At 63.5% G+C, this 13,796-nt stretch carries 15 protein-coding genes; 9 read left to right on the plus strand and 6 right to left on the minus strand.

Annotated elements, in window-relative coordinates:
* Window positions 1–74: 74 nt before the first annotated feature.
* The 4 genes from FE782_RS23115 to FE782_RS23130 all read left to right on the plus strand — a co-directional run bounded on the left by FE782_RS23115 (window position 75) and on the right by FE782_RS23130 (window position 4,165).
* Window positions 75–1,742, plus strand: a complete 1,668-nt coding sequence (locus FE782_RS23115) for a PhoX family protein (RefSeq protein WP_138196715.1) — start codon at window positions 75–77, stop codon at window positions 1,740–1,742.
* 128 nt (window positions 1,743–1,870) lie between these two features.
* A complete protein-coding gene (tatA, locus tag FE782_RS23120) occupies window positions 1,871–2,065 on the plus strand; it encodes a twin-arginine translocase TatA/TatE family subunit (protein ID WP_138196716.1) in 195 nt (64 codons plus the stop codon).
* 20 nt (window positions 2,066–2,085) lie between these two features.
* On the plus strand, window positions 2,086–2,811 hold the full coding sequence (gene tatC / locus FE782_RS23125) for a twin-arginine translocase subunit TatC (RefSeq protein ID WP_138196717.1): 726 nt from the start codon (window positions 2,086–2,088) through the stop codon (window positions 2,809–2,811).
* An 82-nt stretch (window positions 2,812–2,893) separates the two neighbouring features.
* Window positions 2,894–4,165, plus strand: coding sequence for a nucleotidyltransferase (locus tag FE782_RS23130; protein ID WP_138196718.1), 1,272 nt, complete (start codon window positions 2,894–2,896; stop codon window positions 4,163–4,165).
* Here FE782_RS23130 and FE782_RS23135 read toward each other — a convergent pair.
* Window positions 4,117–5,184, minus strand: coding sequence for a YlbL family protein (locus FE782_RS23135; RefSeq protein WP_138196719.1), 1,068 nt, complete (start codon window positions 5,182–5,184; stop codon window positions 4,117–4,119). The genes FE782_RS23130 and FE782_RS23135 overlap by 49 nt on opposite strands.
* Window positions 5,185–5,280: 96 nt before the next feature.
* Here FE782_RS23135 and FE782_RS23140 point away from each other — a divergent pair, with 96 nt between their 5' ends.
* Window positions 5,281–6,561, plus strand: a complete 1,281-nt coding sequence (locus FE782_RS23140; RefSeq protein ID WP_138196720.1) for a nucleoside recognition domain-containing protein — start codon at window positions 5,281–5,283, stop codon at window positions 6,559–6,561.
* Between the two features lie 24 nt (window positions 6,562–6,585).
* Here FE782_RS23140 and coaD read toward each other — a convergent pair whose 3' ends face one another.
* Window positions 6,586–7,098 carry a pantetheine-phosphate adenylyltransferase gene (gene coaD / locus FE782_RS23145; RefSeq protein ID WP_138196721.1) on the minus strand — a complete coding sequence of 171 codons (513 nt, stop codon included), beginning with the start codon at window positions 7,096–7,098 and terminating at the stop codon, window positions 6,586–6,588.
* Window positions 7,095–7,661 (minus strand): 16S rRNA (guanine(966)-N(2))-methyltransferase RsmD, encoded by a 567-nt coding sequence (gene rsmD / locus FE782_RS23150; protein ID WP_238392623.1) that lies wholly within the window; start codon window positions 7,659–7,661, stop codon window positions 7,095–7,097. The genes coaD and rsmD overlap by 4 nt, the downstream gene beginning before the upstream one ends.
* A gap of 371 nt (window positions 7,662–8,032) precedes the next feature.
* Between rsmD and FE782_RS23160 the strand changes: the two genes are divergently transcribed.
* From FE782_RS23160 to FE782_RS33145, 4 genes are all read left to right on the plus strand, one after another.
* Window positions 8,033–8,554, plus strand: a complete 522-nt coding sequence (locus FE782_RS23160; RefSeq protein WP_138196724.1) for a hypothetical protein — start codon at window positions 8,033–8,035, stop codon at window positions 8,552–8,554.
* 126 nt (window positions 8,555–8,680) lie between these two features.
* Window positions 8,681–8,827, plus strand: coding sequence for a sporulation histidine kinase inhibitor Sda (gene sda, locus FE782_RS32395; RefSeq protein WP_158299511.1), 147 nt, complete (start codon window positions 8,681–8,683; stop codon window positions 8,825–8,827).
* 227 nt (window positions 8,828–9,054) lie between these two features.
* Window positions 9,055–9,555, plus strand: coding sequence for a CBO0543 family protein (locus FE782_RS23170; RefSeq protein WP_138196726.1), 501 nt, complete (start codon window positions 9,055–9,057; stop codon window positions 9,553–9,555).
* Entirely contained in the window at window positions 9,552–9,680 is a 129-nt protein-coding gene (locus FE782_RS33145) for a hypothetical protein (RefSeq protein WP_274388749.1), read from the plus strand. The genes FE782_RS23170 and FE782_RS33145 overlap by 4 nt, the downstream gene beginning before the upstream one ends.
* A 96-nt stretch (window positions 9,681–9,776) precedes the next feature.
* On the opposite strand, the gene abc-f is transcribed toward FE782_RS33145, so the two are convergent.
* The 3 genes from abc-f to FE782_RS23185 form a co-directional block, all read right to left on the minus strand.
* The gene (gene abc-f, locus FE782_RS23175) at window positions 9,777–11,630 is read right to left on the minus strand and encodes a ribosomal protection-like ABC-F family protein (protein WP_138196727.1); all 1,854 of its coding nucleotides are present in this window, start codon (window positions 11,628–11,630) and stop codon (window positions 9,777–9,779) included.
* Between the two features lie 468 nt (window positions 11,631–12,098).
* Entirely contained in the window at window positions 12,099–12,455 is a 357-nt protein-coding gene (locus FE782_RS23180; protein WP_138196728.1) for a YolD-like family protein, read from the minus strand.
* Between the two features lie 54 nt (window positions 12,456–12,509).
* Window positions 12,510–13,751, minus strand: a complete 1,242-nt coding sequence (locus FE782_RS23185) for a DNA polymerase IV (RefSeq protein ID WP_238392624.1) — start codon at window positions 13,749–13,751, stop codon at window positions 12,510–12,512.
* Window positions 13,752–13,796: the final 45 nt, after the last annotated feature.

Below are 13,796 nucleotides of genomic sequence, written 5' to 3' on the forward strand. Positions count from 1 at the left end.
ACTCCATTTACATTTCCCTCCTATGCTTGTCTATGACTAGCGAAATCATAAATATTTCGGGAGGCTATCCGCAAATGAACAAAGCCATGAATCGCCGTACGTTCCTCCAATACCTCGGCACCGGCGCCGCCGCGCTCGCCGCGGCGTCCGCGGGTCTCGGCACGCTCGACGGCAAGGCGAACGCCGCGACGGCGGCGGACCACATGTTCGGCTTCAAGACGAATAAGGTGTCCGGTTACTTCGAACCGATCGGCCCCTCCACGGAAGACAAGCTCATCCTTCCCGCCGGCTTCAAATACGATGTCGTAGCCGCCTACGGCGACGTCATTAACCAGAAGGGCGACACGTTCGGCTATAACAACGACTTCACCGTGTACTTCCCGATCGACGGCTCCAACGAGCGCGGGTTGCTCTGGGTCAACCATGAATATACGAGCGAGCTTTGGGTGACGGGCGAGCCCAAAGACGGCAAATTTACGCCTGCGCAAATCGAGAAGCTGCTCTATAACCAAGGCGGTTCGGTCATCGAAGTGTATCGGGACGAGGACGGCGTTTGGAAAATGGACACCAAATCGAAATACGCCCGCCGCGTAACGGGTCTCACGAAGGGCATCCAGCTGACGGGTCCGGCGGCCGGCTCCAAAGCGGTGAACGGCGCCAAGACGGTGCAAGGCACGTTCGCGAACTGCTCCGGCGGCATGACGCTCTGGAATACCCTGCTCACCTGCGAAGAAAACTACGAAACCACGGCCGGAGACGCGGGCCTCGACGTTACGCATTACGGCTGGGTCGTCGAAGTCGATCCGTTCGACGATAAAGCTCCGATCAAGAAGCATACGGCGCTCGGACGGTTCAACCACGAAAATACGGCGATGGGATTGTCCAAAGACGGCCGCGTAGTCGTGTACATGGGCGACGATAAGAAAGACGCAGGCGTGTACAAATTTGTTTCGAAGGGCAAATACGATCCCGCCGCGGGCAAAGCGAACAGCAAGCTGCTCGAAGACGGCACGCTGTACGTCGCGAACATGAAGGCCGGCAAGTGGGTCGCCGTCACGATCGAAGCGCTCAAGGCCGTTATGGAAAAGGAAGGCTGGAAGCCGAGCAAGGGCACGGCGGAGGAATGGAAGAAGAAGTACGTCTCGCAAGCGGACGTCGTCGTCAATACGCACGAGGTCGCGATGGCGCTCGGCGGCACGCCGACCGACCGCCCGGAGGACATCGAAATTTCGCCGTTCGACAACACGTTCTTCGTCTGCCATACGAACAACGACTCGCACGGCAACATTCACGGCCACATTACGCGCTACATGGAAAAGGACAACGACCTCGGCGCGATGGAGTTCGACTTCGAAATTTTCGCGGCGGGCGGACGGCAAAGCGGATTTTCCGCGCCGGACAACATTACGTTCGATTCGAACGGGGATCTCTGGACGGTCACGGACATGTCGAGCGGCTCCATGAACAAGGGCGTCTTCGCGGCGTTCGGCAACAACGGCGTGTTCGTCATTCCGAGCAGCGGTCCTTCTAAAGGCGAGGCGCTGCAATTCGCTTCGGCGCCGAAGGACGCCGAGCTGACGGGCCCTTGGTTTACCCCCGACGAGAGGACGCTGTTTCTCGCCGTGCAGCATCCGGGCGAAAATACGGAAGACGCGGCGAAGCCGACGTCGATGTGGCCGCATCGCAAGGGAGACGATCAACCGCGTCCCGCCGTCGTCGCGATTTCCGGTTTCAAGTTCTAATACACTTTGTCTTTCAGGTTTGATATAATGGAAATTACTTTGTAGAACCAATCAACGCGCGACGCGAAAGACGGGGCTTCCCCGTCTTTCGCGCGCGCGATTTTCACGCGGGGGAGCTGTTCTTAATTATGTCGTTCAGCAGCATCGGGATCCCGGGCTTGATTCTGATTTTGATCATCGCCCTCATCATCTTCGGTCCGTCCAAGCTGCCGGAGCTCGGCCGCGCCTTCGGCCGGACGCTCAGCGAGTTCAAGTCGTCCACGCGCGAGCTCGTCTCGCACGACGATAAGGACGAGGACAAGACGTCCGCGAACAAGAATTAAATTCGTCTTCAGGAGTTAACATGACCGAACAAGACATGCATCTTACGGAACATCTCGCGGAGCTGCGCAAGCGCCTCATCGTCACGCTGTGCACCTTCCTGGTCGCTCTATGCGGCGCATTCGTATACGTGGAACGCATCTACCTCTGGCTGACCCGAGACTTGGACGGCAAACTCCAAGTGCTCAGTCCGTCGGATCCGCTGTGGGTGTACTTTATGATCGCCGGGGTGTTCGCCATCGCGGTGACGATCCCGGTCGCCGGCTTTCAAGTATGGCGGTTCATCGCGCCGGGCCTTCGGCCCGCGGAGCGCCGCACGTCACTGGCGTACATCCCGGCGCTCGCCGTCCTGTTCCTGATCGGCCTCGCCTTCGGCTACCTCGTCATCTACCCGATGGTGCTCTCGTTCCTCGGCGGCCTGTCCGGCAACTTCGTCACGTCGTATACCGCGGACAAGTACTTTCGTTTCATGATCAATATGACGGTGCCGTTCGGCGTGTTGTTCGAGATGCCGGTCATCGTCATGTTTCTGACGTCGCTCGGCATCCTGAATCCGGTGCGGCTCGCGAAGATGCGCCGGGTCGCGTACTTGGTGCTCACGATCGTCGCGGTCACCATCACGCCGCCCGACCTCGTGTCCGACATCCTCGTCATTATCCCGCTGTTTTTGCTGTACGAAATCAGCGTCGGCTTGTCCCGCTTCGTCTATCGGAAGCGGCTGGCCAAGCTGGAAGCCGTCGCCGATTGAAGCGAGCGGCTCGCGTGTCGCCCCTTCTCCGCTCGCGCGGCGGGAGGGGCGTATTTTTGCTATGGAGGAGGCTGGACCGCATATGAGCCGCGTCGTAGGCGTCATCGTCGAATACAATCCGCTGCACAACGGACATGCCTATCATCTGGCGGCGTCCAAGGAAGCCGCCGGAGCCAGCGCGGTCGTCGCCGTCATGAGCGGCCACTGGCTGCAGCGCGGCGAACCCGCGCTGATGAACAAGTGGGCGCGCGCGGAAGCCGCGCTGCTCGCCGGCGTCGACCTCGTGCTCGAGCTGCCGGTCGCCTACAGCGCGCAGCCCGCCGAATGGTTCGCGTACGGCGCCGTCTCTTGCCTCGCGCGGACCGGGGTCGTCGACGCGTTCTGCTTCGGCAGCGAGAGCGGCGACGTCGACGCGCTCCGCTCGCTCGCGGAGCGGCTCGCGGCCGAGCCCGAGTCGTTCGCCGGCCTCTTGCAGGCCGAGCTTAAGAGCGGCGCCCCCTACCCTGCCGCCTACGCCGCGGCGGCCGCCGCGCTGACGGGCTCGCTTGACGCCGCGCGGGCGCTGGCCGAGCCGAACAACTCGCTCGGCTTCCACTACCTGCTCGCGCGGGAGCGGCTCGGCGCCGACTTAGAGCCGCTGACGATCCGTCGCGTGAAAGCCGGCTACCATGACGCCGGCTTCGCGGACGCCTCCATCGCGAGCGCTACGGCGATTCGGAAGCGCTTGCTGGACGCGGACGGCGACCGGGCCGCGGCGCTGGCCGCGATCGAGCCGTACGCGCCGGCGGCGACGCTGCGGATCCTGTCGCGCGAATGGGACGCGGGACGCGCGCCGATGCATTGGGAGCGGTACCGGACGCCGCTGTTCCATCGGCTGCTGACGATGCCCGAGGAGCGGCTCGCGGCCGTGCGCGAAATCGTCGAAGGGCTCGAGGGCCGCATCAAAAAGACGCTTCCGACCCTAGGGCCGGAAGCGTCCGTGGAAGCGCTGCTCGATGCGCTGAAGACGAAGCGGTATACGCGAACGAAGCTGCAGCGGATGCTCGCCGCCGTCTACCTCGAGCACGCGAAGGACGCGACGTCCGGCGCGGCGCTTCGGGGCGGCGCGCCGTACTTGCGCGTCCTCGGCTTCACCGAAGCGGGCCGGGCGCTGCTCTCGCGGATGAAGCGCGAAGCCGGAGCGCCGGTCGTCACGAACGTCGGCGCCGCGGAGCCGCATCCGCTGCTCGCGCTCGACGCGGCGGCGACGGCGGCGTACGCGCTCGGCTACGAGACGTCGGGGCCGGACGACTGGTTCGCCGACTACTACAAGCCGCCGATCCGCGTCGGCTTCTCGGGCAGCGACGCCAAGTAGTCGAGCGCCTCCTGCAAGTTCGCCACCGTCACGACGTCCATCTCGGTGCCGATCGCCGCCGCCTTCGCCAGCGCCGCCTCGGCGTTGCCCGGCGGCACGAAGAACAGTTCCGCGCCGCTCCGATGGGCGCCGACCACCTTGTGGACGACGCCGCCGATCGTCCCGACGCTCCCGTCCGGGGATATCTCCCCCGTCCCCGCGACTCGGTACCCGCGCGTCAAGTCTCCCTCCGTGAATCGGTCGTACATCTCCAACGCGAACATCAGCCCCGCCGACGGTCCGCCGATCGATCCCGCTCGGATTTCGACCCGGTACGCGGGATCTTCGCTTTCGATCGTGAGCAGCGCGCCGTACGTAATGCCCATGCCGGGCCTCGGCGGGTCCGAATTCGGCAGCGCCCGAAGCGTCAATCGCGCCGTCTCCTCCGCGCCTCCGCGGCGGAACGTCACTTCCGCTTCCTCGCCGACCGCCTTGCCCTCCATCGCCGCTCGGACGTCCTCGTCTCGCTCGACCGGCTTCCCGTCGATCGCGAGCAGCCGGTCGCCCGGTCGAAGCACGCCGTCGGCCGCGAAGCCGTCCAGCACCGAGAAGACGACGATGTTCTCCGTCCGCGCCTCGTACGGAATGCCGAGCGTCCGGTAGACGGCCTCCAGCGCGTCGCTGTGCGACGAGCGCATCTGCAGCTGCTGCCGCTGGACGTAATCGGTGCGGCTCGCCCCCCGCGTAATCGTCTCTTTCTCGTAAATTTCCGCATGCGGATCGTACGTCGCGGCGACGTATTTGAAGACGTTCGCGTACGTCCACCGCACCGTCGTCATGAGGAACGCCCCTTCCGACGGTACGGCGTCCCGATCGGCGGCGGCCTTCGTCTCGACCATCGGCCTCGTCTCCGCGGCCGGACCGGGTTCGTATACGATATAAGGAACCGGGATCAAAAACCAAATCGCGATCGTGCCCATCAAACCGGCGAACCCCGGCCAAGCGACGCTCAACCAGGAATGCCAACGGCGTCTTCTCAATCGGACCGCCTCCTCTCCGCGCGCGGGGCTTGGTCTTTTTTGCGCGATCGGCGCGTAAACTTGTACCAACTCTATGTATGGTCCGGGGGTCTCCGCATGAATCGAAACCAAGCCGCCGGCAGCCGCGCGCAAACCGGGCTGCTGGCGATCGCAGCCGTCACGTTGGTCTCCCTCATCGTCGCGTACCCCGGGCAAGCGTTCAACGCTTCGCTCTCCGGGCTGAAGGTGTGGTGGGATTTCGTCTTCCCGGCGCTGCTCCCCTTCTTTATTCTATCCGAGCTGCTTCTCGGCTTCGGCGTCGTGCACGCCCTCGGCGCCCTGATGGCTCCCGCGATGCGGCTGCTGTTCCGCTTGCCCGGCGCCGGCGGCTGGGCGTTCGCGATGAGCTTCGCCGCCGGCTTCCCGAGCGGCGCCAAGGCGGCCGCCGACTTGCGAAGGGACGGCGTCGTTAGCCGCGCGGAAGGCGACCGCCTGCTCGCCTTATCCCATCTGTGCAGCCCGATCTTCCTCACGAGCGTCGTCGCCGCCGGCTTTCTCGGCCGCCCCGAGCTCGGGCTGCCGCTCGTCGCGATCCATCTGCTGTCGGCGCTCGTCGTCGGCGCGGGGATCGGCCGGATCCGGTTCGACGGCTCGATCGAGCCGGAGCCGGCGCCGGCTCCGATCTCGAGCCTCGGCGCCGCGCCTCGAAGCGGACCGCGGACTCTCGCCTCCGTCATGGCGGACGCCCATCGGAAGGACGGCCGCCCTCTCGGGCGGCTGCTCGGCGACGCGGTCGCTTCCGCCGTGCAGTCGCTGCTCGTTCTCGGCGGACTCATGATCGTCTTCTCCGTCTTGCTGCAGCTCTTGTCGCTCATCGGCATCGGCGAAGCGCTCGATTGGCTGTGGATGGCGCTGCTGCAGCGGGAAGCGCCGTCCGCGTTGGCCGACGGCGCGCTCGCCGCCGCGTTCGAGGTGCATCTCGGCGCGTACGCGATCGCGAACGGCGGCCCGCCGAGCGCCTGGACGGCCGCTCTGCTCAGCGCCGTGATCGGCTGGGGCGGACTGTCCGTCCACGCGCAGGTGAAGAGCTTGATCGGCGGCACCGATCTCCGGTACGCGCCGTTCCTGCTCGCTCGGCTCGCGCATGCGGCCGTCGCCGGCCTGCTCGCCTTCGCGCTCTGGAACCCGCTGTTGCGTTGGTTCGGCGTCGCGGCGGAAGCGTTCGCCGCGCGCCCGGGCGGCGCTCCGGCGAGCGCGGAGCCGATCGCCGCCTTCGGCGGCGCCCTGCCGTACTACGCCGCTTCCGCCCAAGCGCTCGGCGTCTTCCTGCTCGCCGCACTCGCCTTGTCGGCCGCGATCCGCCTGTTCCGGCGGATCCGCGGCTCCGCTGTCCGGTAGCTCCTCCGCCGATGCGCTGCGGCTTCAGTCGTATTTCGCCCGCAGCGCCTTCTCGATGCTCGGCGGCACCAAATCGGCCACAGGGCCCCGGAACATGGCGATTTCCTTCACGATGCTCGAGCTGAGGAACGAATATTCCGGGCTCGTCATCATGAAGAACGTCTCCACGTCGGGGCTCAGCTTATGGTTCGCCGAGGCCAGCTGCAGCTCGTATTCGAAATCCGATACCGCTCTAAGCCCGCGTACGATCACGTGCGCGTCTTTTTGCTTCATGTAATTGATCAGCAAATCCCGGAACCCGTCGATTTCCACGTTCGGCAGATCGGCCGTCACGTCCCGCAGCAGCCCCATTCGCTCGTCCAACGAGAAGAGCGGCTTCTTCGACGTATTGTTCAGCACCGCGACGATCAATCGATCGAACTGCTTCGCCGCCCTCCGGATAATATCCATATGTCCGTTCGTGACCGGATCGAAGCTCCCGGGATACACCGCCACCTTCAGGGGCGCTTGTCCTGCTCCTGCCGACGCATCGTTCATGACTCCATCTCCTTCTGAAAGCTGTAGATGCTAACCGCCGTATCGCCGTAATCGGCGCGACGCCGCAGCGCGAAACCGCCGAACGCTTCGGGGTACGCATGGGACGCCTCATGCTCCGCCACCGCCGTCGCCCCGTCGCGCAGCATGCCGTGCTCTTCCATATATAATAAGTAATCCGGTACGTCTTTCATGCGATACGGCGGATCCAAAAACACAAGGTCGAACGTCCGCCCCCGCTTCGCGAGCGCCTTCAGCGCCAGCATCGCCTCGTTGCGATAAATTTCCGCCGCCCCTTCCACCTTCGCCGCTTTCGCGTTGTCCCGCACCGTTTCGACCGCCTTCCGGTCGCTGTCGACGAATACGGCGCGCTCTATGCCGCGGCTGAGCGCCTCGATGCCGAGTCCGCCCGAACCCGCGAACAAGTCGAGCGCCTCGCCCCCGTCGAAATACGGCCCGATCATGCTGAACAGCGCTTCCTTTACCTTATCCGTCGTCGGCCGCGTACCGGTGCCCGGCACCGCCTTCAGCGGCCGCCCCTTCGCGCTTCCCGAGATGACTCTCACGCTTCGTACCCCCATCGCGCGTATTCGTTTTCTGAATGTATCGAAAATATGGTAACACACCTTGCGGCCATTTGAAAAAAGTACCGCGACCGATGTATAAAACTTCCCGGACTGGCAATGCTAGAGCTAACGACATCTTGTATGTCGTAGACAACCGCGGAGAAGACTTACGTTTCCCCATAAGCTCTTCGTCCGGTTTCTCCTCTCCCATGAAAGGAGTCTGCGAAAGCAGGCTCCGGCGTAAAACTCGCGTATAGCCTTGTGCTATGCGCTTTTTTTGTCGTCATTCGTTTTTTCGAAAGCTGTATCCCGTTTTCGGTTATTGGGGATGTTATTCTCATTCGATGCTTTGGGAGCGGGGGGCCTTTCTTATGTTACTTACGGCGATTATGTGGGGAACGTTAATCCTGCCTTGGCTCACCCTTCTTTTCTTACCGAAAGGTGCGCTAAGGCGCTATATGCCGGTTGCTATTTTCACCGCTTTACTGATGACCATTTACGATGAAATCGCGATCGACGCCACGGACTGGATTGTAATAAAACTAAATCTTGTCCCCTGGACGACCTTCGTTCCGTTGATCTACGGCGCCTTCTTCACGAGTACGATATGGATCTTTTCGTTAACTTACGGGCGCTTCCTGGTGTACGCGATCACGAACGTCGTTTGCGATTTCATCTTTTTGTTTGTCCTGAGTCCCGTTTACGAATGGCTGGGATTTTATTCTTTTGCGGAACGCAGCCGTTTCGGAATCTATGTCGACATTGTGTTGGTGTCTTTCGTTATTTACGGCTACCAAATGTGGCAAGAGAAAATCATGAATCCCCATGACGCTCCTCCTAAGCGATCGTCTCTAGATCCCATTACGTTTGGTCTAAGGCGGAAAGCGAGATGAAGAACGGCCGGAATGCCGAAGCGTCTTAACCAGCCCTTTTGGAAGGGACTGGTTTTTTTGTTGCTCTCAGGAACGCATAATTATCCTCGGGCGAGGGGAGGGCCGGCTGCTTGCAAAGGAGATATCATGCGAACATTACCTGACGACGCATTGATCGCGGCATACATTGCAGCCGTAAGTCTTGAACTGGAAGGAGATTTCATCGAGATGCTGCACCGAGAGATCGTTCGAAGAGGGCTCACAGACAGAGTGTATAACATTCGAGATCATTGATTCGATGATAACGTCCGGGGAGTGACCCTTCCCGGTTTGCATTCCAATCTATAGAGCGTCGGTCCCATCCCTTCGCCTCCCTTGGCTCATATCGAGCCAAGGGTTATTTTTGTTCGACGCCGCTCCCTGCCTTTTTTTGCCGTCGCCCCTATGTAATAATCTCCCAACGGCAAGCGCAAACTAACGTCGTGCCAAAAGCTGCGGAAGGAACGAGGGAGGTCGCACCCTTGCTGCTGAATCGAATCGTACTCGTCGGCGCATGGGCCGCCGCCGCCGCCCTGATGGCGTGGGCCACGCCGCGACAGCGCGTTCGCGACGCCCTCGTCGTCTTTATGTTCAAGCAGGTCATCACATGGCCGCTCGGATTGCTCGTCGTCCAATACGGCTTTCTCGCTTATCCCGTTCGGGAGTTTCCGCAAGCGACGTTCGCGAGCTTCTCCTTCGAGTATTTCATCTACCCGGCGACTTGCGTCGCTTTCACGCTGCGCTTCCCGGAACGGCGCGGCGTCTGGGCGAAGCTCGGGTGGTACGCCTTCTTCCCGACTTGGATGACGGCGCTGGAGTTCGCGATCGAACGGTATACGGATCTCGTCCGATACATTCATTGGTCGTGGCACTGGACATGGTTGACGCTCTTGATCACCTTCCATATGACGCGCATGTTTTATTGTTGGTTTATCGAAAAAGGCGCGGTCGCCCCCGCCGTTAAAGGAGGAACTTCGTCATGACGGATAAGGAACAGGATTTGTCCGCGGAACCGGCCGAGCCGGTCGAAGCCGCGGAAGCGGCGCTCGAGGAAGTCGTCGAAGAAGAGCCCGGCGAGCTTCACATCGAATGGGCGGGGTTCATTTAGAGCGAAAACGAAGCCGCTCGGCGTCCGAGCGGCTTCGTTTTCTTCTGCAGGATAAGGGGGGTGGGCTCGCTTGCGAACCCGGCGTTGGGGGACGTCTCATTGCCGCCCTCCGCGCAGCGCGTCGATCTCGCGGGTCAGCGCGAACAACCGCGCGCGATCCTCGTCGGTCAGCTCCGCCTTCGCCATTAGCGCCGTCCGCTCCAGCTCCGCGAGGCGGATCGCCGCGTCGCGGTCCCTCGCTTCCGGCGACGGCGGCGGCGCCGGATCGTCGGTCTCGTATTCCGCGAACGTCTTCTCGTGCACGCGCCACCCGCCCCCGCCGCCGGACAGCGACACGACGCGCGAGGCGACCGCCCGCAGGAAATACCGGTCGTGCGACACGGCGATCAGCGCGCCGGGGTATGCCGCGAGCGCCTCTTCCATTCGCTCCCGCGTGTCGATGTCGAGATAGTTCGTCGGCTCGTCGAGCAGCAGCAGATTCGCCCCGCTGAAGTACAGCTGTAGGAAAGCGGCGCGGCACCGCTCGCCCATACTCAGATCGCCGATGCGGCGGAAGACGTCCTCCCGCCGGAACAAGAAGCAGCCGAGAATCGTTCGCGCGAACGACTCCGTCATGTCCGGCACGCGGAGCAAGCTGTCCAGCAGCGTCTCCTCGTCCCGCAGATGCTCGAGCTGCTGCGAGAAGTAGCCGATGCGCAGCTCCGGATGGCGCCGAATCGTTCCGGCGGTCGGCATCAGCTCGCCCGTCAGCAGCCGAAGCAGCGTCGTCTTGCCGGCGCCGTTCGGCCCGACGACCGCCAGCTTGTCGCCGCGATGCACGGCGAGGCTGCCGCCCGCGAACACCGCCGCGCCGCCGTTCTCGTACCGGTATGCGACGTTCTCCGCCTGCACCAGCGTCTTCGCCTCGAACGCGCCTTCCTTGAACGCGACCTTCAGCCGGTCCGCCTCGCGGGGCTTCTCCACGCGATTCTGCTCGAGCCGCTCGAGCTCCTTCTCCTTGGCATGGTATCGCGCCGTATGCTTGTTGGCCCTGGCCGCGTAATACGGCTTCATAATGCCGAGCTCGGCTTTCGCCGCGTCGCGGCTCGCCTTCAGGTACCACTGCTGGTACATGCGGATCGACGCTTCGATGCTCTCCCGCTCTTGCTCTTGCTTGCGGTACAGCGCCGCCTGCGTCTTTCGCTCCAGCTCCTTCCGCTCCCGGAAGGCGGCGTAATTGCCCTTGTACGACTTCGCGCCGTCCGGCGTCAGCTCGACGATCCGGTCCACGACCGCGTCGAGGAACGTCCGGTCATGCGATACGACCAATACGGCGCCCGGATATTCGCGGATCCACGCTTGCAGCCAGCGAAGCGTCTCCTCGTCGAGATGATTCGTCGGCTCGTCGAGCAGCAGCGCTTTCGGCCTTCGAACGACGAGACGCGCGAGTCCGGCGCGGGTTTGCTGCCCGCCGCTTAAGGAACGGAACGGCCGCTCCCACGTCTCGGGCTGCAGCCCGACTTGGCGCAGCGCCCGTTCCACCTCGGCGTCCCACGCGTAGCCGCCGGCCGTCGCGTATGCGTCCAACGCCTCGCCGTACCGCTCCGCGGCGGCCGCCTGCGCCTCGGGCGTCGCGGCATCCCGCAGCGCCCGTTCGGCGGCCCGCTGCTCCGCCCCCGCGGCGGCGACGCGCGGGTCCGCTTCGCGCACGTAGTCGATCGCGGCTTGTTCGCCGTCGACGCGGGGATGCTGATCGAGCGAGCCCCACGACTCCGCCGGGACGAACCGCTGGATCGTGCCGCCCGTCGGCTCCTCGTCGCCGCGCAGCAGCGCCAGCAGCGTCGTCTTGCCCGCGCCGTTGCGGCCGAACAGCGCCAGCTTCTCGCCTTCGCGGACGTCCATCGTGACGCCCTTGAAGATCGTCTTGCCGTTCCACTCTTTTTCGAGGTCTTTCGTTTTCACTATAAACATATAGGTCGTTCCCCTTTGCCGTTGTCGTACGCTCCCGCCGCCGGCTTCGCCTCGGCGTTGCGGCGGCGGCGGCGCGTCGGTGCTCCGGATCCGGTCAAACGCGCCAAAAAACGCCCGGAAGCTGATCGCTCCGGGCGTTGGGGTGAACGAAACTATGGGTGCATGCATGGACGCATGGACGGAATGCGCGCGGGAAGGTTCGCCAAAAAAAAGATCGCGAACCAACGAACGTCGCATCGCTTAAAGAGTCCGGTCCCGAAGGCACACCGATTCCGCTTCCCTCCGCCATAGGCAGAGCGCTTGCCGCATCTCTCGCGTCAAGTTGTCATAAGCGTATCGAATCAGTGTTATTGCTCCATCGGTCGACGGAATCCTCCTTGCGCTTTCGCGTGCGTCTGCGTATCGGCGTTACGAACTTTGCCGACCAAGTGCATCTTACAATAGATCGCGCCGGATTGCAAGAAGGGATTATCGATCCGGGCGCCGAGGCGTCACGTGCACGATGTCCCCGAACGGGATCCACAGCGTCTCCTCCGGCGTCGTCAGCTTCACGTACCGTTCGATCGGGTCGATCTTCGCGACGACGCCGACCGTCGTCTCGTCGCCGTACGCGCCGAACGTCGTCACGGCCGTCGCGGCCCCGCTCTCGAGCGCCTCCGCGAGCGACGCGGACAGCTCCTCGACGCGCTGCTCGTCGAGCTCCGGCTTCATCCGTTCGTTCAATCTCGTGCGATGAGTGCGAATGGCCGACTTGTGCTCCGGCAGCATCATGCGCGACGCCTCCCATATGCCGTTGCCGCGCAGTTTCTTTCCTCGTGTCGTCATGATGATAAGCGCGCCTCCTTCGGTCTTTCGGTCTTTCGTTGCCGCCTGCCTTCGTTACTTGTAATGCCCGCCGATCTTCGCGGCGCGGCCGTACGCCTGCCCGGCGAGCCCCGCCGATACGGCGCGCACGAGCGACGATACGCCGAACCTCGCCTTGATCGCGTCGGTCGCCCGCTCGAGCGCGCGGTACGTCTCGCGCTCGTCGTCGATCTCGAGCTGGTACGTATCGTCGCGGACGAGGCCGCCGAGCGCAATGCTTACTTGGCGGACCGGCCTGCCGTCCCAGTGGACGCGGAACAGCTCCTTCGCCGCGCGGTACACGTGATTCGTCACCTGCGTCGGCATGAGCAGCGTCGTCTGCCGGGAGAAGCCGAACTCGAAGCCGGCCCCGGTGCAGCCGACCGACAGGACGCGGCCCATCACCCCGCGGAACCGGCAGCGCCGACACACCTCCTCCGAGAGCTCCAGGAGCACCGTCTCGATGTCGCGCGCCTCCGCGTAATCGCGCGGCAGCGTCATGCCGTGCCCGATCGCCTGCTGCGCCCCTTCGTGCGTGCCCGGCGTCACGGGGGAGTCGTCGATGCCGTGGGCGATGCGCCACAGCACCTCGCCGTTGATGCCCCACTTCCGCTTCAGCGTCTCGACGGGCGTGCGCGCGAGGTCTCCGATCGTGTAGATGCCCATCCGGTTCAGATGCCGCATCATGCGGCTGCCGACGCCGAACATGCCCTGCACCGGCACCTTCCACAGCTTCTCCTCGACCTCCGCCTTCCGCAGAACGTATACGCCCGCCGCGTTCTTCTTCGCGAACTGGTCGCACGCCATCTTCGCCAGCACCTTGTTATCGCTGATGCCGACGCGGGCGTAGACGCCCGTCTTCTCGAGAATTTCGCGCTGCATGCGCCGCGCCGTCTCTTTCGCGTCCCCGCCGTGGAGGTGGAGGCTGCCGGTCAGCTCGCAGAACTGCTCGTCGATGGAGAAGGGCTCCACCGCATCCGCGTACCGCTCCAGAATGCGCGTAATCTGCATCGAGACGTCGATGTACGTCTGCATGCGGGGACGGACGACGATCAGGTCCGCGCACTTGTTCAGCGCCTCGCCGAGCCGCTCCGCCGTCGTCACGCCGTACCGCTTCGCGATCGGACAGGCGGCCAGCACGATCCCCGAGCGGATCTTCGGGTCCCCGGCCACCACGACCGGCTTGCCCGCCGTCTCGGGTCGGCACGCCTTCTCGACGCTGGCGTAGAAGCTCTGCATGTCGGCCATCATGACGATGCGGCCTCCGCTATGATTCATCGGTCATCACCTTACCTGGGCAGAAAAATAAGAATGTACGTTCGG

This window comes from Paenibacillus antri, assembly GCF_005765165.1.
Classification (GTDB): Bacteria; Bacillota; Bacilli; order Paenibacillales; family YIM-B00363; genus Paenibacillus_AE; species Paenibacillus_AE antri.